Source organism: Acrocarpospora catenulata (genome assembly GCF_018476525.1).
Taxonomy (GTDB): Bacteria; Actinomycetota; Actinomycetes; order Streptosporangiales; family Streptosporangiaceae; genus Acrocarpospora; species Acrocarpospora catenulata.
This window is the reverse complement of the sequence record NZ_JAHCST010000086.1, coordinates 1-26,397: the sequence shown is the minus strand read 5'-3', so window position 1 is coordinate 26,397 and position 26,397 is coordinate 1. Positions and strand designations below refer to the sequence as shown.

Here is a 26,397-nt window from a genome sequence, read left to right as displayed (position 1 = left end):
TCTTTGTCCTCCCACTTGTTTCATCAACGGGTAGGACGGTAGGCAGCCAAGGTGACCTGAGCACCTTACGAAGGTGAACGCATAATGAACGGCCTGGGTCGCACTTGTGGCACTTTTGCCTGATAACGAGCAGGTCACAGGCTTGTCGCGGGTTGGTGGTTCATCTGATCGGGTACGGGCGACGCCCGCACCCGATCACAGCGACGTGGACCTGAGCCGCTCGTCGAACTCGCGGACCAGCAACGACGGGGGACCCTCGTAGTCCCGCCGGAATCGGCGCACCCGCTGGAGCACCCGCTCCGAGGAGTAGACCACGCCCGCCTTGAGCGCTTCCTGCGCCAAAGTGAACGCTTCGTCAAGTTCCCCGGCCATACGCCGGGCGGTGGCCACCTCCAGCATCAGCAGCGCCTGCTGCTTGGCGGCGGGCCGCACCGAGATGAGCGACTCGGCGAACGCGGCCACGGCGTCCTGCGGGCGGCTCAGCCGGACCATCACCAGCGCACGGTAACCGGCCAGTTTGCCCGGGTCGAAGGGGAACACCCAGGGCCACGGCGGCGACTCCATGCGTTGCCCGGCCGCCACCGCCTGTTCAGCCTCGCGTAAGCACCGTAACGCGGCGGAGACGTCCAGCCGGGCGGCGTGGCCCAGCGCCTCGATGCAGGCCAGCCAGGCGCGCGCGGTGGGCGGCGGCTTGGCGCCGCACTGCGCCCGGGCCTGGGCGATCATGGAAAGACCCAGTTGCGGGTCGTCGTGGTCGATCTCGAAGGCGGCCAGGCTGCCCAGCATGTACGCCTCAAGCAGCGGATGATCGGCCCGGCGCGCCGAGTCCACGGCGAACCGGTAGAACATGCGCGCGGTGCCGATGTCCTGCATGTCGGCGTGCAGCCAGGCCGCGAACCCGGCGGCCTCGCTGACCGTGGGGCAGACCTCCACGGCGAACGGCGTCTCGGCCGACCGGGCCAGCGCGCGTTTGGTCAGCTCCACGTGGGCGACCGCGCCGCGGGCCAGTTCCCGGGCGGGGGTGTCGGCCTCCAGCCGCCGCTGGGCGCCGGTGATCGCGGCCAGCGAGGCGGCGGTGGTCTCGTCGGCGGCCCGGTAGGAGATGGAGGGCGCCACCGGGAGCGCGGCCAGGAAGGCTATCTTGCTGAAGTCGCGGCGTTTCGTGGGATCCTCACCTCCCCGGTCGCCAATCCGGAGCAGGTACTGGGGGACGCCGAGCGTGCGGGCGACGTCGCGGATCTGGTCCACCGAGAGCATCTGGTGCCCCCGCAGGACCTTCGACACCCAGCTCTGCGAGTAGCCGACCTCATGGGCGAGTCGGCTCTGGGTCCACCCCTGGGCGGCGCGGACCTCATCAAGGAGGGTCGCCATGTCGCACTTGTTGAGCGCGTCGGCGACCCGGGGACGGGCCCAGAATTCGGGCGATAAACCGTTTCCGTCATGACCCATGACCGTAAGTTACCGTCATCCGCGCCGTCACGCAGGTATTCGTCTCGCGAATAGTCGCATTTCTGATCGTGGTTGTGTATTCCGGCTTTCGAGCGGTGGTGATGAGGATGCCTCACATGGAGGCTCTCACCAGGACAGGTTCCCGTGGAAAGGCCATGACCAGCTACCACGGCCCGCACGTCCCGACTCGCCCGGAACCGGATGCCAAGGCGCTGACCTGGCGCCCCGGCCTGCGGTGGACCGACCGGGAGCGGGTCAGGGCCCACTCGTGCTCGTGCCGGGGGGTGGTCTACGAGTTCGTGGGCGCCGCCGGACAGTACTTCATCCGGCGCACGACCCTGCAGACCGGCGTCATCGAGGAGACCGACCGCATGCGGTCACTCCGGGCGGAGCAGACCTGGGCCGACCTGTTCGCCGGCCGGGTGTACTAATGGGAAAGTTGCTAAATGGACTGCCACTACGGTCCTGACCTGACAGGACACCAGGGTGGCAGGCTGATGAGCAGGTTTCCCGTCAGTACTAGCCACCGAGGCGCTTGAGCACCTCGTCGTGGAGCAGGCCGTTGCTGGCCACCAGGTTGCCCGCCGCCAGCGGCGAGTCGCCGTCCAGCCCGGTGCACCGCCCGCCCGCCTCCTCCACGATCACCGTGAGGGCGGCCATGTCCCACGGCGACAGCTCCGGCTCGGCGGAGATGTCCACCGATCCCTCAGCCACCATCACGTGCGACCAGAAGTCCCCGTACGCGCGGGTGCGCCAGACGCCGCGGGTCAGCTCGAGGAACTCACCCAGCCGGTCGGCCTGCTCCCACTCCGACAGCTCGGAGTAGGAGAGCGAGGCGTCGTCCAGGCGGCTGACCGCCGAGACCTGGCAGCGGGTGGCCTTGGTCAGGCTGCGGCCGGTCCAGGCGCCGCTCTCCCTGGCGGCCCACCAGCGGCGTTGCAGCGCGGGGGCGGAGACCACGCCCACCACGACCCGGCCCTCGTCCATGAGCGCGATGAGAGTGGCCCAGACGGGCACGCCGCGCACGTAGTTCTTGGTGCCGTCGATCGGGTCGATCACCCAGGAGCGCATGCCGTACCCGGTCTTGCCGAACTCCTCACCGACCACGGCGTCGCGCGGGCGGGCCCGGCGCAGGGTGCCGCGGATGGCCTCCTCGACGGCCTGGTCGGCGTCGCTGACCGGGGTCAGGTCGGGTTTGGTGTCGATTTTCAGGTCGACGGCCTTGAAGCGGCGCATGGTGATGTCGTCGGCGGCGTCCGCCATCACGTGCGCGAGGCGCAGATCGTCGCTATAACCCATCACGGACACAACGCTACCGTGTGGCAACCGGCCGCATCAGGCCTAGGATCGGCCCAAAACGGTCCCTCCAGCTCACTGATCCCGCTCATCCTCCGGGGTTCCCACCCGGGCGAGCAGCAGCCGGCGGAGGGATTCCAGGCGCGTCGCCTCGGCGTGTCCCGCCGTCACGAAACGGTTGAGCGCGCACTCCTCGTCCAGGTGGGCGCAGCCCTTGGGGCAGTCGACGGTGGCCTCGTTGAGGTCGGGGAAGGCGGCCAGGATGTTCTCGGTCTCCACGTGGCCCAGGCCGAAGCTGCGCACCCCGGGGGTGTCGATGATCCAGCCGCCCTCCGGCAGTTCCAGGGCGACCGCCGAGGTGGAGGTGTGCCGGCCCCGCCCGGTCACCTCGTTGACGTGCGAGACGGCCCGCTCCGCCCCGGGCACCAGGGCGTTGACCAGCGTCGACTTGCCCACCCCCGAATGCCCGACCAGCACGCTGACCCGGTTCACCAGGTGGTCGCGGAGCTCGTCCAGCGGGCCGCCCTTCCTGATCACCAGGTACGGCACGCCGAGCGGCTCGTACTGCGCGACCAGCGCGTCGGGGGCGGCCAGGTCGGCCTTGGTGAGGCAGAGCAGCGGGTCGATGTCGGCGTCGAAGGCGGCCACCAGCACCCGGTCGATCATCCGGGGCCGGGGCTCGGGGTCGGCCAGCGCGGTGACGATGACCAGCTGGTCGGCGTTGGCCACGATCGGGCGCTCGATCTCGTCGTTGTCGTCGGCGCTGCGCCGGAGCATGGACGTGCGCTCCTCCCGGCGCACGATCCTGGCCAGCGTGTCCGGCCGCCCGGACACGTCGCCGACCAGGGCGACCAGGTCGCCGACCACGATGCCCTTGCGGCCGAGCTCGCGGGCCTTCATGGCCACCACCAGGGTGCCAGGGCCGCTGTGCGGCACGTCGGGGCCGACCAGGCAGGTGTAGCGGCCGCGGTCCACGGCGACGACGAAACCCCGGACCGCCTGGGTGTGCGCAGGACGGATCCGGGTCCGGGGGCGGGATCCCTTGCCCGGCCTGACCCTGACGTCGTCCTCGTCGTACTCTCGCTTTCTCAGGACACTTCCCCGAGCATCTCGCGCCACATCCGGGGGAACTCCGGCAGGGTCTTGCCGGTGGTGGCGATGTCCTCCACCTCGATGCCGGGCACGGCCAGGCCGAGCACGGCTCCGGCGGTGGCCATGCGGTGGTCCTCGTAGGAGTGGAAGACGCCGCCGGTGAGCGGCCGGGGGCGGATCTCCAGCCCGTCCTCGGTCTCGTTGGCGTCGCCGCCCAGCCGGGTCAGCTCGGCCACCAGGGCGGCCAGCCGGTCGGTCTCGTGGCCCCGGATGTGGCCGATGCCGCGCAGCCGGGACGGGGAGTCGGCCAGCGCGGCCAGCGCCACGATGGTGGGGGCCAGCTCGGAGGCGTCCCGCAGGTCGGCGTCGAGGCCGGTGATCCTGCCCCCGCGCACGGTCAGGCCGGTCGGGCCGTGGCTGACCTCGGCGCCCATGGCGGTGAGCAGGTGGCGCAGCTCGTCGCCGGGCTGGGTGGTGACCTCGGGCCAGTCGGGGACGGTGACCGCGCCGCCGGTGACCATCGCGGCGGCGAAGAAGGGGGCCGCGTTGGACAGGTCCGGCTCCACGACGAGGTCGGTGGCGGCGATCGGGCCGGGGGCCACCTGCCAGACGTCGGGCTCGCTGTCGTCCACCTCGACGCCCCGGGCGCGGAGCATCTGCACGGTCATCGCGATGTGCGGCATGGACGGCACCGGGGGGCCGCTGTGCCGCACGGTCACGCCCTTGGCGAAGCGGGCGGCGGTGAGCAGCAGGCCGGAGACGAACTGCGAGGAGCCGGAGGCGTCCAGGGACACCTCGCCGCCGGTGATCGGGCCGCGGATGGTGAACGGCAGGGTGTCGGCGCTCACCTCGGCGCCGAGGGCGCGCAGCGCGCCCAGGATGGTGCCCATCGGGCGCTTGCGGGCGGCGGGGTCGCCGTCGAAGGAGACCGTGCCGTCGGCCAGCGCGGCGGCGGGCGGCACGAAGCGCATCACGGTCCCGGCCAGGCCCACCTCGATGTGGCCGCCGCCGGTGATCGGGCCGGGCGTGAAGTCCCAGTCACAGCCTTCCGCCGTCTCGTTGGACGCGGTCATCCCGGCCCCGAGGGTCCGCAGCGCGGCGGCCATCAGGTCGGCGTCCCGGCTGCGCAGCGCACGCCTGACCCGGCCGGGGCCGTCGGCCAGGGCGGCCAGCAGCAGGGCACGGTTGGTCACCGACTTGGAGCCGGGCAGGGGCACGGTCGCGACGACGGGTCGCGACGCCACCGGGGCACGCCACAAGGGAGCGGACATGCGCCCAGCCTATCGGTGGGGCAGGCTGTGAGTATGTGCGGGAGATATGCGTCGGCGCGGAAAAGGCATGATCTGCTGGAGGAGTTCGAGGTTGAACTGGACTCCGCGGAGGAGCTCGAACCGGACTACAACGTGGCCCCGACCAAAGAGGTGTACGCGGTGCTGAGCCGGGTTCCCAAAGTCGAGGGCGCCACCCGCCCGGTGCGGCAGCTGCGCGTGCTCCGCTGGGGCCTGGTGCCCAGCTGGGCCAAGGATCCCTCCATCGGCTCGAAGATGATCAATGCCCGGGTCGAGACGGTGGCGGACAAGCCCGCCTTCCGCCGGGCGTTCGCCTCCCGGCGCTGCCTGCTCCCGGCCGACGGTTACTACGAGTGGATGCCCACCGAGCAGAAGCGGAAGCAGCCGTACTTCATCCACCGGGCCGACGGCGACGTGCTGGCCATGGCCGGTCTGTACGAGTTCTGGAAGGACCCCGAGGACGACTGGCTGGTCACCTGCACGGTGATCACCACCACCGCCGAGGACGAGCTTGGGCACATCCACGACCGCACGCCCATGCTCATCCAGCGTGACCGCTGGAGCCAGTGGCTGGACCCGCGCTTCCCCGACCCGAAAGAGCTGCTGGTCCCCGCCACCGGCCGCGGTCTGGTGGCCACCCCCGTCTCCACGGCGGTCAACAACGTGCGGAACAACGGCCCCGAGCTCATCGAGGCGGTGGAAGCGCCGCTGGACCTGTAAACAGGGTGTAAGCAGCACGTCAAGTGGGCATCCGGGAGGAAATGGCCTTTGCCGGGAGGCCGGGGGACATCCCCGGCGGGGCTTCCCCCCATTTTGCCTTTTCCCGGAGGTGCGGGTTCGTGGACGACGCGACCGCGCGTATGCGCCTGGAGAGCATGCTGCAGGATCTGGACCGCTCGATCGAGGTCTTCACCGGCGAACGTTCCGACGCCGCCCAGCCGGACGCCGAACGGGCCGAAGTCATGATTCACGTCGCTGGCCGGCAGCGTATGGCGGTGCTGGCCGCGTTGAAGCGGCTGGACGAGGGCGGATACGGCCGGTGCGTGGACTGCCGCAGGATGGTCCCGGAGGGACGCCTGGAGGCCCGCCCGGAGGCCGCCCGCTGTGTGCAGTGCCAGTCGAAGGTGGACAGGCGCCGCTAGGCGGGCTTGCGGGCGCTGGCCACCAGATGGATGCCGACCGTGTCGTCGTCGTCCGGATGCGCCTCCAGTTCGGTGCGCACCAGCCAGGACAGCGAACGGCCGGCGGAGCCGAGCACGTGGTCGACGGTGGAGGGGGAGAGCACGGTCCGCGGCCGCACCCACTCCACCTCCAGGCCGGCGCCGGCCAGCACCTCGCGCAGCTGCGCGCTGGTGAAGCACCGGGTGATGCTGCCGTCCGGCCAGGGCACCAGCATGACCTCCCCGGTCTGGCAGAGGTGCGCCCAGTAGTTCTGCTCGGCCAGGATCGCCATGCCGAGCACCAGCGAGTCCACGCAGACCAGCGCCCGGCCGCCCGGCTTGAGCACCCGGGCCACGTCGCCGAGCACCGACTCGGCCATGATCTCCACCGACAGCGCGCGCTCCTCGGCCACCACCGCGTCCACCGTGCCGTCCGGCAGGAAGGCCAGGTCGTCGGCGCGGACCTTCTGGATCCGGCTGGAGGCGGCCCGTAGCCGGGTCTCCCCGCCGCCGCGCCAGTCCATCACCTCCACCACCCGGTGGCCGTCCCTGGCCGCCTGGGCGGGCCAGCGCCCGCGTCCGCCGGACAGGTCCAGCAGCAGCGAGGGCTGCGACGGCAGCCACCGGCGCAGCTGCTCGGCCACGACCGCATGGTAAAAGGTCCAGTACGGCGCGAGGGTTCCCGTGCCGTTCAGTTCGGTGGCCGGAATGGGCAGCACGCTTGGCTCCTGGACGTTTCGGTTCCCGGGCTCCCAGCTGGTACGTAGCTTTTTCCCCGAACTGGGACCTCCCTACCGTCAACGGGAACAGACTCTATCGCCGTCCTGTTGCACGTGGGCATGAACGCGTTGCTGGAGAGGCCTCAACAGGTCGGCGATGCCGGGCCGGTATCCTCGGGGACGAGTGATGTCCTTGAGGGGGTGGGTCCGGTCTCCAAGACAGCCGAGGAGACTCTGGAGCAGCGTAGCGAGCGGTTCGAGCGCGACGTGATGCCGTATCTCGACCAGCTTTACTCAGCCGCGCTCCGGATGACCCGTAATCCCGCCGACGCGGAGGACCTCCTGCAGGAGACCTTCGCGAAGGCCTTCGGTTCCTTCCACCAGTTCCAGGTGGGCACCAACCTGAAGGCCTGGCTCTACCGGATTCTGACCAACACCTTCATCAACAGCTACCGCAAGAAGCAGCGGGAGCCCAAGCACGCCGGCACCGAGGAGATCGAGGACTGGCAGCTCGCCCGCGCCGAGTCGCACACCTCGAGCGGGCTCAAGTCGGCCGAGATCGAGGCCCTGGAGCACCTGCCCGACAGTGACGTCAAGGACGCGCTTGCGGCGCTGCCCGAGGAGTTCCGGATCGCGGTCTATCTGGCCGACGTGGAGGGCTTCCCGTACAAGGAGATCGCCGACATCATGGGGACCCCCATCGGAACCGTGATGTCGCGCCTGCACCGCGGCCGCAGGCAGCTGCGTGCACAGCTGGAGGACTACGCGCGCGAGCGCGGGCTTTTGCGACCTGGGCTTGTGCGATCGGAGGACGAGGCATGAGCTGTGGCAATCACCACGACACCGACTGTGGTGAGGTGCTTGACCGCGTCTACTCCTACCTGGACGGCGAACTCGACGACGCCAAGTGCGCCGACATCCGGCAGCACCTGAACGAGTGCGATCCGTGCCTGCGGGAGTACGGTCTGGACAAGGTCGTGAAACAACTGGTGGCCAAGCACTGTGGCTGCGACCCGGTGCCGGCGGACCTCCGTGCCAAGATCCGCTCCCGCATCGACGAGGTCAGGTCCGAACTCGTCGACTAGCATCGGGGACCATGCGGGTTCTGGTCACCGGTGGCGCCGGTTTCATTGGGTCGACGCTGGTTGACCGGCTGCTGGCCGACGGTCATGACGTGGTCGTCATCGACGATCTCTCGTCCGGCACGCACCGCAACCCGCAGGCGCCGACGCACGTGCTCGACGTGCGCGACCCCGCGGTGGCGGGCGTCGCCAAGGGCGCCGAGGTGATCTGCCACCTGGCCGCCCAGATCTCGGTCCGGCGGAGCGTGGCCGACCCGCTGCTGGACGCCCGGGTGAACGTCGAGGGCACGGTCAACGTGCTGGAGGCGGCCAGGACCGCCGGCGCCCGCAAGGTGGTCTTCGCCTCCTCGGTGGCCGTCTACGGCCGCCCGGCCGCCATCCCGGTGCCCGGCGGCGCTGCGCTCGACCCGCGCTCGCCGTACGCGGCGGCCAAGGTGAGCGGCGAGACCTACCTGTCGGCCTACCGGGCGCTGCACGGGCTGGAGTACACCACGCTCGTGCTCTCCAACGTCTACGGCCCGCGCCAGTCGCCCGACGGCGAGGCCGGCGTGGTGGCGATCTTCACAGAGGCCCTGCTCAACGGCCGCCCCACCGTGCTGTACGGCGACGGCGCCCAGACCCGCGACTACGTCTTCGTGGACGACGTGGTGGACGGCTTCGCCCGCGCCTGCGGCCCCGACGGCGACGGCGGCAGGTTCAACCTGGGCACGGGAGTGCAGACCACCGACCGCGAACTGCACACGCTGATCGCGGGCGCCGCCGGCGCCCCCGACCGGCCCGGTCTGGCCCCGGCCCGGCCCGGCGACCTGCCCGCGATGGCGGTGGACCCCGCGCCCGCGCTGGCGGGCCTGGGCTGGCGCCCCCGCACCGACCTGCCCACCGGGCTGAAGATCACCGTGGAGCACGCTGGGTGATTGCTTGATTACGGTTTGGCGGCGGTTCCCCGACATCCCTGACCGGCCTCCCCGATTTCTGTAGCCTGATTGGCGAATTCGAGTGGAGGCAGCGCATGTCGACAGCACATCCGGGAATCTCCTGGACCTGAGCACGCGCCTTCGTGAGGGATGGCCGCATTGCGGGAACTGCCCTGGCCTGCCAAGGTCTACTTCGTTCTTCTTCTCGGGGCCGCCGGTGTGCTGCTGGCCCGCAGCGCGTCGGCCTACGACCGGCTGGACTGGTCGTCACTGCTGGTGCTCGCGCTGCTGTTCCTGGTCTGCGAGTCGGTGCCGACCCTGCTGAGCGTGCGCCAGGCGGCCGTCTCGGTCAGCTTCTCGGCCGCGCTGGCCGCCGTCGTGCTGGTCGGCCCGCAGGCCGCCGCGCTGGTCGCCGCCACCGCCGTGCTGAGCGTGCGGCCCGGGCTGCCGATGGTGAAACGCCTGTTCAACGGGGCCCAGTTCGCCGTCTGCGCGTACGTGGCGGGGCTGGCCTTCCAGTGGGCCGGGGGCCGGGTCGGGCTGCCGGAGATGGGCGACTTCCCGGCGCTGATCCTGCCGTACGGGGCGGCCACCGCGGTCTTCGTGGGCAGCAACGTGGTGCTGACCGGGCTCATCCTGGCCCTGGCCGAAGGGGTGGGCAAGCGGCAGGTGCCGGTCAGGAACGTGGTGCAGTTCCTCGTCTCCTACTGCGGATACGCCACGTTCGGGCTGCTCATCGCCGGGCTCTGGGCGACCGTGCAGTCCATCTCCGCGGTGCTGGTGCTGCTGCCGCTGTTCGTGGCCCGGTGGGCCTTCGGGCAGTACCACGCCCAGCAGCGCTCGTACGAGGCGACCATCGCGGCGCTCTGCCAGGCGGTGGAGACCAAGGACTACTACACCCGGGGCCACTGCACCCGGGTCTCCTCGGCCTCCTCCATGATCGCCGAGGAGATCGGCATGGGCACCGAGCGCCTCACCGCCATCCGGTACGCCGGCATGCTGCACGACGTGGGCAAGCTCGGCGTGCCCACCAAGGTGCTGCAGAAGGAGGGCACCCTCACCGAGGAGGAGTTCGCCGCCATCCAGCTGCACCCCATGCGCGGCCTGGAGATCGTGCGCGGCATCGACTTCCTGGACGAGGCGTTCGCCGGGATCATGCACCACCACGAGAAGTACGACGGCCGGGGCTACCCGATGGGCCTGGCCGGGATGGAGATCCCGGAGTTCGCGCGGATCATCGCGGTGGCCGACGCCTTCGACTCGATGACCTCCGACCGCTCCTACCGGAAGGCCAAACCGATCTCCGAGGCGGTGGCGGAACTGCACAAGGGGGCTGGGACCCAGTTCGACCCCGCCATGGTGGCGGCCTTCGTGCGGGCCCTGGACCGGGAGGGCTGGGAGCCGCCCCCGTCCGTGTCCGCGCCCGCCGACCTGGCGCTGGAGACCACCGCCAAGGACCACGACGACCCGACCGCCCCCATCCAGGTGGTGTCGGAGCGATGAGCGCGTACAGCCGGGGTGTCCAGGGGCTCGACTCGGGCCAGCTGCTGCTGATCTGCGCGGCCGGTCTGCTCACCGTGGCCGGGATCGCCAACACCGCCGCCGTCGGCCTGGCCGAACCCCAGGTGGCCATCGGGTTCGGTGCGCTGATCGCGGCCGGGGAGCTGGCCAGGCTGACCATGCCGGGCAACCGCGAGGTGGCCCCGATCAGCACCGCGGCCGCGCTCGGCTACGCCCTGCTGCTGGACGTGGGCGGCGTGCCGGCCACGCACTCGGCGCTCCAGGTGGTGGCGGTGCTGGCGGTCGGCATGATCGCCGGCGGGCTGCCGCACCTGGCGGTCGGCCGCGCCCCACGCCTGGACGCCATCGCCCGCCGCTTACTCTCCGGCTCGCTGCTGGCCTTCGCCTTCCGGCCGCTGGCCGACGTGCTCCGGCCAGGGCCAGGCCAGGCGTGGTGGGTCGCGCTCGGCGTGATGGTGGTGCTGGTCGCGCTGATGCTCGCCGCCGACGTGGTGATCGCCTCCATGCTCCGGGCCGAGCAGGTGCGGACCGCGTTCGGGGTGGCGATCCGGGACGAGACCCGGATGGCCGCCCCGCTCGGCGCCGCGGTGGCCGCCTCCGGGATCCTGCTCGCCCTGGCCTCGCACAGCATGGACATGACCGCGCTGCTCGCCTTCGCCGCGCCGCTGCTGGTCACCCAGGTGGCCTTCCGCAAGTACGCCGGGATCAGGGCCACCTACCTGCAGACCATCCGGGCCCTGGCCCGGGTCACCGAGGTCGGCGGGTACGTCGAGCCCGGCCACTCCCGCCGGGTCAGCCGCCTGGCCGTGGCCATCGGCCGGGACCTGGGCATGGCCGAGCCGGAACTGCTGGAGCTGGAGTACGCGGCGCTCATGCACGACATCGGCCAGCTCTCGCTGAGCGACCCCATCCCGGGCGGGGCGACCGTGCTCACCGACCAGGCGCAGGCCCGGCGGATCGCCGAGCTGGGCGCCGAGGTGATCAGGAAGACCGGGGTGCTGGGCCGGGTGGCCGAGATCGTGCGCCGCCAGTGCGACGGCCTGGACGAGCACCCGCCCACCGCCAGCCGCATCATCAAGGCCGCCAACGCCTACGACGACCTGGTCAGCGGCTCCACCGACCGGGACAGGGCGGCGGCGGCGCTGGAACGGCTCCGGCTGGACGGGGGGAACGAGTACGACCCTGAGGTGGTTAAAGCCATGGCCAACGTGGTGGACCGGCTGGCCCCCGTAAACCGGCTGTAACCGGGCGCGGGCTTGGTGTTGTGGGCTTCCTACAGATTGACACGATGTGATCGGTGGTTTGAGATGAGCGGCTGGGAAACACGCTGCCCGTAGGGTGGGCTCCGTGTTCGACTCAGTGCTGATCGCCAACCGGGGCGAGATCGCGCGCCGGATCATCCGTACCGTCCGGGGGATGGGCCTGCGGGCCGTGGCCGTGTACTCCGAGGCCGACGCGGACCTGCCGTTCGTACGGGAGGCCGACGAGGCCGTCCTGCTCGGCCCGGCCAATCCCGCGCAGAGCTACCTGGACCAGGAGAAGGTGCTGCTGGCCGCCAAGGAGACCGGCGCCCAGGCCATCCACCCCGGGTACGGCTTCTTCTCGGAGAACGCGGACTTCGCCCAGGCCGTGCTGGACGCGGGCCTGGTCTGGATCGGCCCGGCGCCGGAGGCGATCCGGCAGATGGGCGACAAGATCAACGCCAGGAACCTGATGGAGGAGGCCGGGGTGCCGGTGGCCGCGGGCACCCGCGAGCCGGTCACCGAACCGGCCGAGGCCGCCAAGGAGGCCGCCCGCATCGGCTACCCGGTGATGGTGAAGACAGCCGGGGGCGGCGGCGGCATCGGCATGGGCGTGGCCTACGACGAGGAGTCCCTGGCCAAGGCGTTCGAGCAGGCCTCCCGCGCGGCGGCCAGGTTCGGCGGCACCCCCGCCATCCTGCTTGAGCGGTACATCGAGCGGGCCCGCCATGTCGAGGTGCAGATCCTCGGCCTGGCCGACGGCACCGTGCTGGCGCTCGGCGAACGGGACTGCTCGGTGCAGCGGCGCCACCAGAAGGTGGTCGAGGAGTCCCCGTCGCCGGGCATCACGCCGGAGCTGCGGGCCCGCATGCTGGCCGCGGCGGTCCGGGCGGGCGAGGCGGTCGGCTACCGGGGCGCCGGCACCGTGGAGTGCCTGGTCGACGCGGACGCGCAGGACTTCGTGTTCCTGGAGATGAACACCCGCCTCCAGGTGGAGCACCCGGTCACCGAGCTGGTCACCGGCGTGGACCTGGTGGCGGCCCAGCTCCGGGTGGCCGCGGGCGAGTCCGTCACCCTCGACGCCACCCCGAAGGGCCACGCCATCGAGTTCCGGGTGTACGCCGAGGACCCCAAGCGGTTCTTCCCCGGCCCCGGCAAGATCGCCGAATGGCGGGAGCCGGCCGGCGAGGGCGTGCGGGTCGACTCCGGCTACCTCGAGGGCAACACGGTGACCCCGTTCTACGACCCGCTCATGGCCAAGCTCTGCGTGTACGGGGCGACCAGGGCCGAGGTGATCGAGCGGGCCCGCGCGGCGGTGGCGGGGTTCACGGTGACGGGGCCCAAGAACAACCTGCCGTTCTGCGCCGAACTGCTGGACCGCGCCGAGTTCGTGTCCGGCGACTACGACACCGGCCTGGTGTCCCGCATGAGATCGTGATCAGGACAGATTGAAGGAAAGAGGCAGGCATGGCTGAAGTCCGCGCGGAGATGGTGGCGAACGTCTGGAAGGTGGTCGTCGCCCCCGGCGACACCGTGGAGGACGGGGACACGCTGGTCATCCTGGAGTCCATGAAGATGGAGATCCCGGTGGTGGCCGAGGACGCCGGGGTGGTGGCGCAGCTCAAGGTGGCCGAGGGCGACGTCATCCAGGAGGGCGACCTGATCGCCGTCATCGAGTAGCGACGGTCGTCATCGGGTGAGACGGTCCAGGAACCGCTGGCGGTCGACCACGATGCGCTCGATGACGGCGGTGGCGACCAGCGTGCCGTGCCCGTCCATCGCGGTGACCGCGAAGATCAGGCGCCTGCCGTCCACCTCGGTCAGCTCGGCGGAGATCTCGACCTGCGCGCCGAGGCCGCTGGCGGCCAGGTGGTCCAGCGCCACCTTGGTTCCCACCGAGGTCTGCCCCGGGGCAAGCGCGGGGGCCACGGCCGCCGCGCTCACGCCCTCGGCGAAGGCGAGCAGCCGTGGCGTGGCCAGCACGGGCACGTCACCGCTGCCGACCGCGATCGCGGTGTCCTCAGGCTCGACCATGATCAGCCGGTGGGCGCGCAGGCCTGGTGCGAGGGTCATGACGGGGATCTTAATGAGAAAGTCGTGATCTGGACGGCCACCGCGGTGAGCCGCCTGGTCGGCGCCATGTGGCCGGCTATGGGACGGGTTTCTCATTAACAGGAGAGGTTATGGAGGGGTACTGCGACCACTGCGGGCGGTTGGCCTCTGAGGGGGACCACACCGCCTGCCAGGAGGCGCGGCGGATGGAGCCGCCCCGGTACTGCGCGGTCTGCCGGCGGCGCATGGTGGTGCAGGTGACGCCGTCAGGGTGGACCGCACGATGCGCAGAACATGGCGTTCTGTCGGGCTGACCGGGTTTTGTAGTCGTAAAACCCATTAGCTCCAGGCCCGCTAGACTTCCAGATGGTCTCCGCGAAACTCGGGGTGGAAGTGGCTAGGGGGTAAAGGGGCACCATGGTTGCCCAAGGGACGACGCTGGCCGGACGGTACCGTTTGGACGTCCGTATCGGCGCCGGTGGCATGGGCGAGGTGTGGCGCGGCGAGGACACCGTCCTGGCCCGCACCGTCGCCGTGAAGGTGCTGCTCCCCGGCCGCCTGGACGACCCCGGTTTCGCCGTGCGCTTCCAGGGCGAGGCCCGCGCCATGGCCACCGTCAACCACCCGGGCGTGGTCGACGTCTACGACTACGGCGTCACCGAGGTGCCCGGCGACGGGCCCACCGCGTACCTGGTGATGAGGTTCGTGGACGGCGAGCCGCTGGACCGGCTGCTCTCCCGGCTCGGCCGGATCGGCCCGGAACCGGCGATGGAGCTGATCGCGCAGGCCGCCGCCGCCATCCAGGCCGTGCACGACCGCGGCATCGTGCACCGCGACGTCAAACCCGGCAACCTGCTGGTACGGCCGGACGGCACGCTCGTGCTCACCGACTTCGGCATCGCCAGACAGGACGCGGCCTCCCGGCTCACCGACGCCGGCATGGTGCTGGGCACGGCCGCCTACTGCGCGCCGGAACAGGCCGAGGGCGAGCCGGTCACCTTCGCGGTGGACATCTACGCGCTGGGCGTGGTCGCCTACGAGTGCGTGAGCGGGCGGCGCCCGTTCGACGGGGACACCCCTGTGACCATCGCGCTCAAGCACATCAGGGAGCTGCCGCCGCCGCTGCCGCAGGACGTGCCGCCGGCCATCCGGCACGTGGTCGAGCGGGCCCTGGCCAAGTCCCCGGCCGACCGGTGGCCCACCGCCGCCGCGATGAGCCAGGCCGCCCAGCAGGCGATCGGCGCCACCGGCACGGCCACGGGCGTCACCCCGGCCTTCGCGCCGCCGGCCTTCCCCGCCGGCCCGCCGAGCACGGGGTCCTTCGGCCCGCAGCCGTACGCGCCGACCGGCGGCTACGAGCAGCAGACCGCCTTCGACGGCCCCATCACCGGGATCACGGCGCAGGACTTCCGGGTGGGCGGCGGACCTGTGGCCGCAGGCACGACGGCGATGACCCCGCAGCAGCCCGGAACCGGCCGGGCCGCGCGCCGGGCCGCCAAGAAGAGCAGGACCGGCCCGATCGCGATGGCCGCGGCCGGGACCGCGGTCTTCGCCGGGCTGGCCGTGTTCAGCATCAACGCCCTCAACGCCGACACCGGCGCGGCCCCCGGCCCGGTGCCGACGCTCGGCGTGGTCAGTCCGACGCCGTCTCCGTCTCCGTCCAGGACCAGGCGCTCGCCGCGGCCCGCGTCCCCGTCCCCGACGCCCAGCGTCTCCGAGCCCAGCCTGTCGCCCTCGCCTTCGCCGTCGCGCGAACCGAGCGAGCGGCCGTCCAGCCCGAAGCCCTCGCCCAGCCCGTCGCCGAGCCCGAGCAAGCCGGCCGGGCCGACCAAGGCGGTGCCCGCGCTCTGGCAGCGTACGGCGGAGCAGGCCACCCAGCTGCTCCATGCGGCCGGGTTCAAGCCGAAGGTCACCTTCACCGGGGACGGCCCCTGCGCGTTCGTGATCAAGCAGGTGCCGAAGTCGGGCGAGCTCGCCCCCGTCGGCTCCACGGTCACCGTGCTGCTCAAGCGCCAGGAATGCCCGTCCTCGCCGACGCCGTCCCCCTCGCCGTCCCCGGCCGCCTGACCGGGGCGATCAGACGCCGCTGGTGCTGCGCGGGTAGGCGACCTCCGGGTCCGTCGCGATGTTCACCAGGTACGGCACGCCGGAATCGAACGCGCGCCGCAGCGCCGGGCCGATCTCCGACGGCTTGGTGACCAGCTCGCCGCCCCCGCCGAGCGCGGTCACCACCTGGTCGTACCGGCACTCCGGCTGCAGGTCGGCGGCCACGTCGTAGCCGTAGAGCAGGCGCATCGGGTGCTTCTCCAGGCCCCACATGCCGTTGTTGCCGCAGACCATCACGACCGGGAGGCGGTGCCGGACCAGGGTGTCCACGTCCATCAGCGAGAACCCGGCCGCGCCGTCGCCGAGCAGCAGGACCACCTGGGCGGACGGGCGGGCCAACCGGGCCGCGATGGCGTAGCCCAGGCCGGTGCCCAGGCACCCGTACGGGCCGGGGTCGAGCCAGTTGCCGGGGTGGCGGGGCTCGACGTACTTGCCGGCGTAGGAGACGAAGTCGCCGCCGTCGCCGATGACCACGGCGTCGTCGGCCAGCTGGCGGTTGAGCTCGCCGTAGATCCGCATCGGGTGGATCGGGTCGGACTCCGACTCCAGCAGCTCGGCGTCGCCCGCCACCGCCGCCTTGGCCGCCTCGGCGAGCCGGGCCGTCCAGTCCTCGCGCGGGCGCACCCCGGCGGCGGCGCACGCCTGGGCCAGGCCCCAGAACAGCAGCGACAGGTCGCCGGCGGCGGAACCGGCCAGGCCGATGTGGGTGGCCAGCTGGGAGGGCGCGTCGGCCAGGTGCACCACCCGGGCCAGGGGGGCGCCGTCCTTGCCGCCGAACCAGCCGTAGCCGAGCCGGAAGTCCAGCGGCGCGCCCGCCACCAGGACCAGGTCGGCCTGGCCGAAGGCGAGCGAGCGGGCCCGGGTGACCAGCAGCTCGTGCCCGGCGGGCAGGATGCCCCGGCCCTGGCCGTTGGGGATCACCGGCAGCCGGAACTCCTCGGCGAAGTCGCGGGCCGCCTCCTCGGCGCGGTCCATCCAGACGTCGGAGCCGAGCACCAGCACCGGGCGCTCGGCCTCGGCCAGCAGCTGGGCGATCACGGCCAGCCTGTCCGGGTCGGGCTCCAGCGGGGAGGGCGTCAGCGTCTCGGTGACGCGCTCCTCGGCGGGGGCGAACAGGTGGTCCATGTAGAAGTCGAGGAAGACCGGGCCGCGGTGCGGGGCCAGCGCGGTGCGGAAGGCCATCTCCACGTCCTGGCCCACGGCGTCCGCGCCGGAGCCGGTGAAGGCCAGCTTGGTGATGGGCTCGAAGAGCGGCGGGTGGTCCATCTCCTGGAGCGCCCCGCTGCCCCACCGGGACAGCGGCGCCCTGCCCCCCATCACCACCACGGGGGAGCCGTTGAAGTGGGCGGTCGCGACGCCGGAGACCCCGTTGGTGACGCCGGGGCCCGCGGTCAGCACGGCCAGACCGGGCTTGCGGGTGAGCCGCGCGGTCGCCTCGGCGGCGAAGACCGCGCTCTGCTCGTGGCGCACGTCCAGGATGCGCATGTCCTGGTGCACGGCCCCGTCGTAGAGGGGGAAGACGTGGCCTCCGGAGAGCGTGAACATGGTGTCGACGCCGTATGCCTGGGAGACGGCGACCGCTATGTCACCGGCGTGCTTGCTCATGCGGTGAAACCTACCAGTCGGTTAACTAGCCGAACAGAAGATCCTTACGCTTCCCCTGGGACACCGACTTATGCCTGCCGGTACGGCCACCAGGCCGCACCGGCGGGTGACTCACAACGTCTGCGACAGCGCCTTGATCGGCATCTTCAGGTCGGCCAGCAGGCCGAGATCCTCCTCGGCGGAGCGGCCCAGCGTGGTCAGGTAGTTGCCCACGATGATCGCGTTGATGCCGCCCAGCATGCCGTCCCTGGTGCCCAGGTCGCCGAGGGTCAGCTCGCGGCCGCCCGCGTAGCGCAGGATGGTGCGGGGGAGGGCCAGCCGGAAGGTGGCGATGGTCTTCAGCGCCTCGGCGCCGTCCACCAGCGGGTAGCGCTCGAACGGGGTGCCCGGGCGCGGGTTGAGGAAGTTGAGCGGCACCTCGTCCGGCTCCAGGCGGCCGAGCTGCTCGGCGAACTCGGCGCGCTGCTCGACCGTCTCGCCCATGCCGATGATGCCGCCGCAGCACAGCTCCATGCCGGCCTCGCGGACCATCAGGCAGGTGTCCCAGCGCTCCTGCCAGGTGTGGGTGGTCACCACGTGGGTGAAGTGCGACTCGCAGGTCTCCAGGTTGTGGTTGTACCGGTGCACGCCCATCGCGGCGAGCTCGTCCACCTGCTCCTGGGTGAGCATGCCGAGCGAGCAGGCGACGTTGATGTCCACCGCCTCCCTGATCGCCTTGACGCCCTCGCGGACCTGCTCCATCAGCCGCCGGTCGGGGCCGCGCACGGCGGCCACGATGCAGAACTCGGTGGCGCCCGTGGCCGCGGTCTCCCTGGCGGCCTCCACCAGGGACGGGATGTCCAGCCAGACCGCCCGCACCGGCGAGGTGAACTGGCCGGACTGCGAACAGAAGTGACAGTCCTCCGGGCACCCGCCGGTCTTCAGCGAGACGATCCCCTCGACTTCCACCTCCGGCCCGCACCACTTCAGCCGCACCTCGTGGGCCAGCGCGAGCAGCTCGGGCAGCCGCTCGTCCGGCAACGTCAGGCAGGCCAGCGCCTGCTCCTTGCTGAGCCCCCGGCCCTCCTCCAGCACCTGGCGCCGGGCGACCTCCAGAATGTCCTGGTCACCACCAACATCGCTGAGAACTTCGCTCGTCTGCGTCACACGCAAAGCCTAAAGCCGGACCGAAACCCACACCGGCCCAACCCTCCGTCAAGACACCCCCAGCGTCGCCCGGAACGCCCCCGGATCAAACTCCCCACCCAACGCCGGAGCCAACCCCCGCCGAGCCACCTCCAGAAACTCCGGCCCAGCCAAGCCCCCCGCCCCCTCCGGAACAACCCCCATCAACGGCCGCGCCGCCAACATCTCCAGATCAGGCACATTGCACCGCGCCGCCAAATCAGCCACACCAGGCCAGGCCCCAACAACCACCCCCGCCAACTCAATCCCCCGATGCGCCAACACCTCCAACGTCAACGCCGTGTGATTCAACGTCCCCAACCCCGCCCGCGCCACCACCAACACCGGCGCACGCAACGCATGCGCAAAGTCAGCAACGGTAGTCCCATCCTCATCAAACCGAACAAGAAGCCCCCCAGCCCCCTCAACAAGCACCAGCCGATGAGACTCAGCCAACTCCCCAACCCGCTCAACCACCGCCCCAAACGAAACCGGCGGCAACCCCGACACCCGAGCCGCAGCCGCAGGCGCCAACGGATCCGGATACCGCGCCAACTCAAAGGTCGTCCGCACCCCCGCAAGCCGAACAACCTCATCCAGATCCCCGGCCTCCCCCACGGCAACCCCGGTCTGAGCAGGCTTCACCACCGCAACCGAAGCCCCACGCTCCACCGCCAACGCAGCCACCGCCGCCGTAACAACGGTCTTCCCCACCCCGGTATCAGTCCCGGAAACCACCAACACACTCATTCGGCCACCCCTAAACGCCGTAACGACGAGCACCATCACCCTCGGTAACCGCCCAAAACACCGAGCACCACCTACGGCGAGAGGCGCCAACCCCGCGATAGCCGTAACAGAAGAGGATTATGGGCGCCGCAGCCGGGTTACGAATTTGTATCTGTCGCCGCGGTACAAGGATTGCGCCCATTCCACCGGGTTTCCGTCGGCGTCGAACGCGTGACGGGTCAGCAGGAGCATCGGGAGCCCCACGTCCACGCCGAGCACCTGCGCGTCGTACGGCGTCGCGAGCACCGTTTCGATGATCTCCTCCGCGTCGGTCAGCCGGACGCTGTAGGCGTTGTGGAGCGTCTCGTACAGCGACGGATGGCCTTCCAGCTCGCGCCGGAGCCGGGGGAAGCGCCGCGCGGACAGGTGGGTGGTGTCGATGGACATCGGCTCGCCGTTGGCCAGGCGCAACCGGTGGATCCGCAGCACCCGGCCGCCGGGGTTGATCGCCAGCCGGCGGCTGAGCGTCTCGTCGGCGGTGATGTAGCTGATGTCCAGGATCTTGGTGTCCGGCTCCAGGCCCACCGTCCGCAGATCCTGCACGTACGAGGTGAGCTGCAGCACCTGGGCCACCTTGGGCTGCGCGACGAAGGTCCCCTTGCCCTGGATGCGCAGCAGCCGCCCCTCGACCACGAGCTCGGTGAGCGCCTGCCGCACCGTGGTCCGCGAGGTCTCGAACCGCACCGCGAGCGTGCGCTCCGGGGGCAGCGCGCTGCCGGCGGGCAGGCTCTTGGTGAGTTCGAGCAGGCTCCGTTTGACGTCGTAGTACTTGGGCACCCGGGGAGTGTCTTCGATCACGCGGTCACCTTCGTTTCGGCCACGGCGGTGAGTGCGCGTCCGATCACCGCGAGATCATCGCACCCCAGATTGGCCCTGGCGGTCAACCTTAGACAAGACCGACCTTGTGGGACGGAGGGGGGCCGGAAGCAGCCGACCTTCACCCCGTGTTCCGCGCAGAGTGCCGCCCCGGCCAGGGCCGCCTGCGGCGCTCCGAGCACCACGGGTACCACGGCGGCGGCGGGGTCGCTGGTCTCCAGGCCACGTTCGCGGGCGAGCCCCGCCAGTTCCCGGGCTCGTGCCCTGGCCCGTTCCGGCAGTTCAGCGTCCTTTTCCAGGAGGGAGACCGCGGCCAGTGCGGCGCCGGCGCAGGAGGGGGCCAGGCCGGTGTCGAAGATGAACGACCGGCCGGTGTCGATCAGGGTCTCGATGACCTCGGGAGCACCCAGCACCGCGCCGCCCTGTGCGCCGAGCGATTTCGACAAAGTGACGGTTCTCACAATATTCGGTTTGCCCGCAAGGCCGGCCTCGTGCACCGCCCCTCGCCCGTGCGCGCCGACCACCCCCAGCGCGTGCGCCTCGTCCACCACCAGCAGCGCGCCGTGCCGCTCGGCCGCCGCGTGCAGTTCGGCGAGCGGCGCCTGGTCGCCGTCCACGGAGAACACGGCATCGGTGACCACCAGGGCGTGCTCCTCGGTACGCTCCCGCAGGGCTTTCTCGACGGCGGCGGTGTCGCCGTGCGGGGTGACCACGACGCGGGCCCGGGCCAGGCGGCAGGCGTCCACGATGGAGGCGTGGTTGCCGGTGTCGGAGACCACCAGGCCGCCCCGGCCGAGGGTGGCCACCGCGGCCAGGTTGGCCAGATAGCCGGAGGAGAAGACCAGCGCGCGTGGGGCTTCGACGAAGGCGGCGAGCGCCTCCTCCAGTTCGGCGTGGAGCAGGGTGCTGCCGGTCACCAGGCGCGATCCGGTCGAGCCCGTGCCCCACTCCTGGGTGGCCCGGACCGCGGCCTCGATCAGGCGGGGGTCCCGGGACAGGCCCAGATAGTCGTTGGAGGCCAGGTCGAGCAGGCCGTCGTGGGCGGGGTCGCGGGGGCGCAGGGTCCGGCGCAGCCCGGCCTGCTCGCGCGCGGCGGCGTCCGACCGCAGGCGGTCCAGTGGTGATGCGGTGAAGGGCCCATGCATGAAGGCATCTTGCCAGGTCGGGTGGGCCGATTCGCTTTCGGGCCGGAGTAGTGCGCATCATGCACAGGTGCCCACTCTCGCTGATCTGGTTGTCAAGCACAGCGCGCTCGACGCGGCGGACCTCGAATGGATGCACTCGCTGGTCTCAGACTGGCAGTTGCTCGCCGATCTGTCGTTCGCCGATCTGATCCTGTGGATTCCCGGGAGGGACGGGTGGATCGCGGTGGCGCAGATGCGGCCGACCACGGGGCCGACCGTCTATCACGACGATGTGGTGGGGACGGTGGTGGCCAAGGGGGAGCGGCCGCTGATCGAGACCGCCTGGGCCGAGCGGCGGATCTGCCGGGAGGGGGATCCGGACTGGTCCACGGGGGTGCCGGTGCGGGAGGAGACGATTCCGGTGCGGCGGTCGCTGGAGGGGGACTTCATCGCGGTCATCCAGCGGTCCACCAACCTGTCGTCGGCGCGTACGCCGTCGCGGCTGGAGCTCACCTATCTGCAGAGTGCTTCGGATCTGGCGCAGATGGTGGCCGAAGGGCGGTTTCCGTTCGCGGAGGCGGAGCCGATGCTGGTGCGGTCGCCTCGGGTGGGTGACGGGTTGTTGCGGCTGGATCGGTCGGGGCGGGTGACCTATGCCTCGCCCAACGCGCTGTCGGCCTATCGGCGGCTGGGGTTGCACGCCGATCTGGTGGGGTCGGAGTTGGGGAAGACCACGGCTGACCTCTGTTATCGGGATGAGCCGATCAATGAGGACCTGATGCTGGTGGCCAGTGGGAAGGCGCCCCGGGAGACGGAGGTGGAGAAGGGGGGGACGGTGGTTCAGCTCCGGGCCATTCCGTTGATCGTGGGTGGGGGGCGGATCGGTGCGCTGGTGCTGATTCGGGATGTGACCGAGTTGCGGCGGCGGGAGCGGGAGTTGCTGACCAAGGACGCCACCATTCGGGAGATCCATCACCGGGTGAAGAACAATCTGCAGACGGTGGCGGCGTTGCTTCGGCTGCAGGCTCGGCGGTTGCGGGTGCCGGAGGGGCGGGAGGCTCTGGAGGAGGCGGTTCGGCGGGTGGGGTCGATCGCCATCGTGCACGAGACGCTGGCGCAGATGCCTGAGGAACTCGTCGAGTTCGATGACATCGCGGATCGGGTGATTTCGATGACCGCCGAGGTGTCGGTTACGCCGGCGTTGGTTCGGCGGGTGGGGTCCTTTGGGATTCTCCCGGCGGCGGTGGCTACCCCTATCGCGATGGTGTTGACCGAGTTGTTGCAGAACGCGGTGGAGCATGGGTTCGCGCATCAGACCGGGCGGGTGGAGGTGCTGGTTTCGCGGGATCAGGATCTGCTGGAGGTGGTGGTCGCGGATGAGGGGCGGGGGTTGCCGGAGGACTTCGACCTGGAGACGAGCGCCAATCTTGGGTTGCAGATCGTACGGACGTTGGTGGTTGGTGAGCTCTCCGGCCGATTGGGAATCGCACCTCGTCCGACCGGTGGCACCGAGGTCTCACTGACCATCCCAATCAACCCAACCTGACTGGCCTCGCGCGAGTTCGTCCCACTCATCCCGCTTGCGTAGGCTCCCCCCACCCGATTGCCGCGGTTGTCCCATCCTTTTCTTGATGACCTTTGGTCTGGCGCGTGTGTTCGCCGAGGGTCAGGTGCGGCGTGCGGCCCATACGGTGCGTTCGGTGCGTACTGAGAGGTCGTCGCGGCGCAGGATGCTGTGGGGGCTGTCTGTGTCGAGCAGCCGGTCGAGGGCGGCGAGGTCTTCCGCCGGGAGCGTTTCGGCGGCGGTGCCGCGGATGCGCCGAAGGGTGCCCAGGGCGTAGTGGCCGATGGCTTCGCTGTGGGCGCCGTCGATGTTCACGGTGATGGTGCGCTCGCCGTCGAGGGTGAACCCGGCGGCGGTGAGCATCGGTCCCCAGTCGGCGCCGCGGTGGGGCACGTGTTCTGCGTGGAAGTGGTCGGTCGCGGCGTGGCAACGGTCTTCCAGGCCGGGTCGGTCTTCGGGGGCGCCTGCCGGCAGGAAGCGGGGGAACCCGGCCAGCTCGACGACGGCGAACAGGCCGCCGGGCGGGAGCAGGTCGTGGACGTTGCGCAGGGCGTGGCCGGGGTTGGCCATGTGGTGCATCGAGGCTGAGGCCCAGACGAGGTCCGGTGTGCCGAGGTCGGGCCAGGCGGCGGCGTCGAGGTCGGCCTGCACGGTGTGCACACGGTCGTCCACATGCTGGGCGCACGCCTTCTCCCGCAGGCGCTGCAGGTGTCCGGGCGAGGCGTCGACGGCGAGGACGTGAGCCTCGGGGAAGCGGTTCAGGAGGGCGAAGGTGCCCGCCCCCGTGCCGCAGCCCAGGTCGACGATCTGGCGCGGGCTGGTTTTCAGGGGTAGCCATGCGGTGATGGCGGCGATGTGCTCGGCGAGGACTTCCGCGTCCAGGTCGAGGATTTCCGCCTGGCCTGCGTCGTCCTGCTGGTGGTGGCCGTGCTGCGCGCCGTGGTGGGCGGTGTGCGGGTGTGCGTGCGTCATGCCGTCACCGTAAGGCGGGTTTGCCTAGACGGCACAGCGTCTTCCGGGATGCGCAAGATGTTGGCGCGTAGTGGTGCCCGACGCGCAAGGCGCGCCGAGTGGGCGCGTTGCCGTCATTCGCAGATGCCGGGGGTGTCGCAGTCGCTGCCGTTGTCGCGCTGGTGTCCGCGGCGGGCGTCGCGGTCGAAGATGCCCAGGATTTCACACGGGCCGCCTTCGGCGCCGATGGCGTGCGGCATCATCGTGGGGAACTCGGCGGCCTGGTTGGTCTCCAGACGGAAGCGCCGGTGGCCCAGCATGAGGATCGCGGTGCCGGAGAGGACGACCAGCCATTCCCGGCCGGGGTGGGCACGCATGCGGGCGGGGTTGTCGGGCGGTGGCTCGGTCATGCGCTGGCGTACGACGGTCATGCCGGGGTCGCCCTTCACGGGCCAGCGCATCAGGCCGTGGGCGCCGTCGATCATCGGGCTGGTGACGACGTCGTCGTCGGCGGTCTCGACGAGCTGGTCGAGGGTGGTGTCCAAGGCGCGGGCGAGGGTGAGGAGCTGGTCCAGGGCGAGGCGGCGCTGACCGTTCTCGATGCGGCTCAGTGAGGACTGGCTGAGGTTGGCGCGGGTGGCCAGTTCTTCCAGGGACCAGCCCTGCGCGACCCGCAGGGCGCGGATGCGTTTGCGTACGAGGCTGTCCAGCTCACCACTTTCTTGCGTCATGCGCATTATCGTATGCCCTTTTCGCAATGCGGGCTTAACGTCGACTCCATCCACTTCGGCGACCGGGTCTGCTCCGGTGCTGACGCCGCATGCCCATTGTGAGAGGAATCCATGAGTACGAACCAGCTTCCACCGGTGGCGGTCGCTGACGGAGGCGGCGGAGGCGCATTGGATGCGCGTCAGCTGCGGTCCATTCTGATCGCCGTCTCCATCGCGCTGATGGCCGTCATCGCGTCGGTGTCCGGGCTGAACGTCGCCCAGACGCATATGGCCGTCGAGTTCGGCGCTTCGCAGAACACCATTTTGTGGATCATCAACATCTACACCCTGGCCCTGGCCGCGCTGCTGCTGCCGCTTGGCGCGATCGGTGACCGGCTGGGCCGTAAGTCCATGCTGATCGCCGGGCTGGGTGTCTTCGGCGTCGCCGGTGTCGCGGCGGGTCTGGCTCCGACGGCCGAGGTGATGCTGGCCGCGCGCGTGGCCGGGGGTATCGGCGCTGCGATGATCATGCCCATCACGCTTGCCGTGATCACCTCGACCTTTCCCGAGGAGGAACGAGGTACGGCGATCGGTGTGTGGACCGGTGTCGCCGGAGGTGGCGGCATCCTGGGCATGTTCCTCTCCGCGCTCCTCGTCGACGTCGCCGACTGGCGCTGGCTGTTCGTTCTGCCTGTGGTCCTGGTCATCGTGGCCCTGGTTATGACGCTGAAGTCGGTTCCCAACTCCCGTGAGAGGTCCGCCTACAGCTTCGACACCGTCGGTGCGCTGGTGTCCACGGTTGCGGTGGTCGGGCTCATCTTCGTCCTGCAGGAGGGGCCCGAGCGTGGTTGGACCGCGCCCGCGACTCTGATCAGTCTCGCTGTCGGGCTCATCGCCGCCGTCGGCTTCGTGGCCTGGGAACTGCATCGGCGGGACGCCTCGCTGCTGGACGTGCGCCTGTTCCGTGAGCGTGGGCTGGCCGGTGGCTCGATCACGCTGCTGGTGGTCTTTGGTGTCCAGGCGGGTATCGCCGTGGTCCTCTTCCCGTTCTTTCAGGCCGTGCTCGGGTGGTCGGGGCTGCTGTCCACGCTGGCCCTGATGCCCATGGCCGTCATGATGATGATGACCTCCGGGCTCGCTCCCAAGCTGGCCGTGCGCATCGGCTCCCGCCCGACCATGGCTACAGGTATCGCGCTGGCCGCCGTCGGTCTGGTCCTCATGGCCCTCTTTGTCTCCGTCGACGGTGGCTACCTGGCCATCCTGCCCGGCATGCTCGCCATGGGCGTCGGCATGGGCCTGTCGATGGCCCCGTCCACTGAGGCCATCACCGGCTCCCTGCCGCGTGAGAAGCAGGGTGTCGCCTCCGCGCTCAACGACGTCACCCGCGAGTTCGGCACCGCCCTCGGTGTCGCCCTGCTCGGAGCGCTGCTGTCCGCCGGCTACCGCAGCGCCATCGACGACCGCCTGCAGGGCATTCCCCAGGGTGCCGCGGACACCGCGCGCGAAGGTATCGCCAACGCCGTCGAGGTGGCGGACAGCACCGGCTCGCACGCCCAAGACCTGCTCCACGCCGCCCAACAGTCCTTCGTCGACGGCTGGCAGGAGGCCATGTGGGCAGGCGTCGCCGTCATGGGCGTTCTGTTCGCCTACATCGCCCTACGCGGCCCCAAGAACTCCACCCACTCGCCTCACTTGCCTTAAGACCTCACCCACCCGCCCTATTACGGTGGTTGTCCCACCCACCCCACCCTTT

At 70.7% G+C, this 26,397-nt stretch carries 27 protein-coding genes; 14 read left to right on the top strand and 13 right to left on the bottom strand.

Going from position 1 to position 26,397, the window contains the following annotated elements:
• Positions 1–195: 195 nt before the first annotated feature.
• On the bottom strand, positions 196–1,449 hold the full coding sequence (locus KIP79_RS42935) for a helix-turn-helix domain-containing protein (RefSeq protein ID WP_214110812.1): 1,254 nt from the start codon (positions 1,447–1,449) through the stop codon (positions 196–198).
• A 155-nt stretch (positions 1,450–1,604) separates the two neighbouring features.
• On the opposite strand from KIP79_RS42935, the gene KIP79_RS42930 reads away from it, so the two are divergent.
• Positions 1,605–1,880: a hypothetical protein gene (locus tag KIP79_RS42930; protein WP_214110811.1), complete on the top strand. Its 276-nt coding sequence runs from the start codon at positions 1,605–1,607 to the stop codon at positions 1,878–1,880.
• Between the two features lie 88 nt (positions 1,881–1,968).
• On the opposite strand, the gene hisN is transcribed toward KIP79_RS42930, so the two are convergent.
• The 3 genes from hisN to aroA form a co-directional block, all read right to left on the bottom strand.
• Positions 1,969–2,751 (bottom strand): histidinol-phosphatase, encoded by a 783-nt coding sequence (gene hisN / locus KIP79_RS42925; protein ID WP_214110810.1) that lies wholly within the window; start codon positions 2,749–2,751, stop codon positions 1,969–1,971.
• Positions 2,752–2,820: 69 nt separating this feature from the next.
• Positions 2,821–3,837, bottom strand: a complete 1,017-nt coding sequence (gene rsgA / locus KIP79_RS42920; RefSeq protein ID WP_214110820.1) for a ribosome small subunit-dependent GTPase A — start codon at positions 3,835–3,837, stop codon at positions 2,821–2,823.
• Positions 3,834–5,108: a 3-phosphoshikimate 1-carboxyvinyltransferase gene (aroA, locus tag KIP79_RS42915; protein WP_214110809.1), complete on the bottom strand. Its 1,275-nt coding sequence runs from the start codon at positions 5,106–5,108 to the stop codon at positions 3,834–3,836. Before aroA ends, rsgA begins: the two co-directional genes overlap by 4 nt.
• A gap of 33 nt (positions 5,109–5,141) precedes the next feature.
• Between aroA and KIP79_RS42910 the strand changes: the two genes are divergently transcribed.
• Positions 5,142–5,846 carry an SOS response-associated peptidase gene (locus tag KIP79_RS42910; protein ID WP_214110808.1) on the top strand — a complete coding sequence of 235 codons (705 nt, stop codon included), beginning with the start codon at positions 5,142–5,144 and terminating at the stop codon, positions 5,844–5,846.
• Between the two features lie 119 nt (positions 5,847–5,965).
• Positions 5,966–6,268 (top strand): TraR/DksA family transcriptional regulator, encoded by a 303-nt coding sequence (locus KIP79_RS42905; RefSeq protein WP_214110807.1) that lies wholly within the window; start codon positions 5,966–5,968, stop codon positions 6,266–6,268.
• On the opposite strand, the gene KIP79_RS42900 is transcribed toward KIP79_RS42905, so the two are convergent.
• Positions 6,265–7,005 (bottom strand): class I SAM-dependent methyltransferase, encoded by a 741-nt coding sequence (locus KIP79_RS42900; protein WP_214110806.1) that lies wholly within the window; start codon positions 7,003–7,005, stop codon positions 6,265–6,267. The genes KIP79_RS42905 and KIP79_RS42900 overlap by 4 nt on opposite strands.
• A 120-nt stretch (positions 7,006–7,125) precedes the next feature.
• On the opposite strand from KIP79_RS42900, the gene KIP79_RS42895 reads away from it, so the two are divergent.
• From KIP79_RS42895 to KIP79_RS42865, 7 genes are all read left to right on the top strand, one after another.
• Positions 7,126–7,827 carry a sigma-70 family RNA polymerase sigma factor gene (locus KIP79_RS42895; RefSeq protein WP_256447743.1) on the top strand — a complete coding sequence of 234 codons (702 nt, stop codon included), beginning with the start codon at positions 7,126–7,128 and terminating at the stop codon, positions 7,825–7,827.
• Positions 7,824–8,090, top strand: a complete 267-nt coding sequence (gene rsrA / locus KIP79_RS42890) for a mycothiol system anti-sigma-R factor (RefSeq protein WP_214110805.1) — start codon at positions 7,824–7,826, stop codon at positions 8,088–8,090. The genes KIP79_RS42895 and rsrA overlap by 4 nt, the downstream gene beginning before the upstream one ends.
• An 11-nt stretch (positions 8,091–8,101) precedes the next feature.
• Positions 8,102–9,001 carry an NAD-dependent epimerase/dehydratase family protein gene (locus KIP79_RS42885; protein WP_214110804.1) on the top strand — a complete coding sequence of 300 codons (900 nt, stop codon included), beginning with the start codon at positions 8,102–8,104 and terminating at the stop codon, positions 8,999–9,001.
• 150 nt (positions 9,002–9,151) lie between these two features.
• Positions 9,152–10,504 carry an HD-GYP domain-containing protein gene (locus tag KIP79_RS42880; RefSeq protein ID WP_214110803.1) on the top strand — a complete coding sequence of 451 codons (1,353 nt, stop codon included), beginning with the start codon at positions 9,152–9,154 and terminating at the stop codon, positions 10,502–10,504.
• A complete protein-coding gene (locus KIP79_RS42875) occupies positions 10,501–11,766 on the top strand; it encodes an HD-GYP domain-containing protein (RefSeq protein ID WP_214110802.1) in 1,266 nt (421 codons plus the stop codon). The genes KIP79_RS42880 and KIP79_RS42875 overlap by 4 nt, the downstream gene beginning before the upstream one ends.
• A 103-nt stretch (positions 11,767–11,869) precedes the next feature.
• On the top strand, positions 11,870–13,201 hold the full coding sequence (locus KIP79_RS42870) for an acetyl-CoA carboxylase biotin carboxylase subunit (RefSeq protein WP_214110801.1): 1,332 nt from the start codon (positions 11,870–11,872) through the stop codon (positions 13,199–13,201).
• Between the two features lie 29 nt (positions 13,202–13,230).
• Positions 13,231–13,443 (top strand): biotin/lipoyl-binding carrier protein, encoded by a 213-nt coding sequence (locus tag KIP79_RS42865; RefSeq protein WP_214110800.1) that lies wholly within the window; start codon positions 13,231–13,233, stop codon positions 13,441–13,443.
• Between the two features lie 9 nt (positions 13,444–13,452).
• On the opposite strand, the gene KIP79_RS42860 is transcribed toward KIP79_RS42865, so the two are convergent.
• On the bottom strand, positions 13,453–13,836 hold the full coding sequence (locus KIP79_RS42860; protein WP_214110799.1) for a thioesterase family protein: 384 nt from the start codon (positions 13,834–13,836) through the stop codon (positions 13,453–13,455).
• 110 nt (positions 13,837–13,946) lie between these two features.
• Between KIP79_RS42860 and bsaP the strand changes: the two genes are divergently transcribed.
• Together bsaP and KIP79_RS42855 are read left to right on the top strand one after the other, a co-directional pair.
• Positions 13,947–14,129, top strand: a complete 183-nt coding sequence (gene bsaP, locus KIP79_RS50410; protein WP_443611875.1) for a biotin synthase auxiliary protein BsaP — start codon at positions 13,947–13,949, stop codon at positions 14,127–14,129.
• A 103-nt stretch (positions 14,130–14,232) separates the two neighbouring features.
• Positions 14,233–15,882: a serine/threonine protein kinase gene (locus KIP79_RS42855; protein WP_214110798.1), complete on the top strand. Its 1,650-nt coding sequence runs from the start codon at positions 14,233–14,235 to the stop codon at positions 15,880–15,882.
• A gap of 9 nt (positions 15,883–15,891) precedes the next feature.
• Here the strand turns inward: KIP79_RS42855 and KIP79_RS42850 are convergent, their stop codons facing one another.
• The 5 genes from KIP79_RS42850 to KIP79_RS42830 all read right to left on the bottom strand — a co-directional run bounded on the left by KIP79_RS42850 (position 15,892) and on the right by KIP79_RS42830 (position 21,440).
• On the bottom strand, positions 15,892–17,526 hold the full coding sequence (locus tag KIP79_RS42850; protein ID WP_214110797.1) for an acetolactate synthase: 1,635 nt from the start codon (positions 17,524–17,526) through the stop codon (positions 15,892–15,894).
• Between the two features lie 111 nt (positions 17,527–17,637).
• Entirely contained in the window at positions 17,638–18,672 is a 1,035-nt protein-coding gene (gene bioB / locus KIP79_RS42845; RefSeq protein ID WP_214110796.1) for a biotin synthase BioB, read from the bottom strand.
• 48 nt (positions 18,673–18,720) lie between these two features.
• A complete protein-coding gene (bioD, locus tag KIP79_RS42840; protein WP_214110818.1) occupies positions 18,721–19,440 on the bottom strand; it encodes a dethiobiotin synthase in 720 nt (239 codons plus the stop codon).
• 117 nt (positions 19,441–19,557) lie between these two features.
• On the bottom strand, positions 19,558–20,277 hold the full coding sequence (locus KIP79_RS42835; protein WP_214110795.1) for a GntR family transcriptional regulator: 720 nt from the start codon (positions 20,275–20,277) through the stop codon (positions 19,558–19,560).
• Positions 20,274–21,440 (bottom strand): 8-amino-7-oxononanoate synthase, encoded by a 1,167-nt coding sequence (locus tag KIP79_RS42830; protein ID WP_214110794.1) that lies wholly within the window; start codon positions 21,438–21,440, stop codon positions 20,274–20,276. The genes KIP79_RS42835 and KIP79_RS42830 overlap by 4 nt, the downstream gene beginning before the upstream one ends.
• Before the next feature lie 67 nt (positions 21,441–21,507).
• On the opposite strand from KIP79_RS42830, the gene KIP79_RS42825 reads away from it, so the two are divergent.
• Positions 21,508–22,965: a PAS domain-containing sensor histidine kinase gene (locus KIP79_RS42825; RefSeq protein WP_214110793.1), complete on the top strand. Its 1,458-nt coding sequence runs from the start codon at positions 21,508–21,510 to the stop codon at positions 22,963–22,965.
• A 120-nt stretch (positions 22,966–23,085) separates the two neighbouring features.
• Here the strand turns inward: KIP79_RS42825 and KIP79_RS42820 are convergent, their stop codons facing one another.
• On the bottom strand, positions 23,086–23,955 hold the full coding sequence (locus KIP79_RS42820) for a class I SAM-dependent methyltransferase (RefSeq protein ID WP_214110792.1): 870 nt from the start codon (positions 23,953–23,955) through the stop codon (positions 23,086–23,088).
• A gap of 113 nt (positions 23,956–24,068) precedes the next feature.
• Complete coding sequence (locus KIP79_RS42815) at positions 24,069–24,665, bottom strand: helix-turn-helix domain-containing protein (RefSeq protein WP_214110791.1); 597 nt, start codon at positions 24,663–24,665, stop codon at positions 24,069–24,071.
• Between the two features lie 168 nt (positions 24,666–24,833).
• On the opposite strand from KIP79_RS42815, the gene KIP79_RS42810 reads away from it, so the two are divergent.
• A complete protein-coding gene (locus KIP79_RS42810; protein ID WP_214110790.1) occupies positions 24,834–26,345 on the top strand; it encodes an MFS transporter in 1,512 nt (503 codons plus the stop codon).
• Positions 26,346–26,397: the final 52 nt, after the last annotated feature.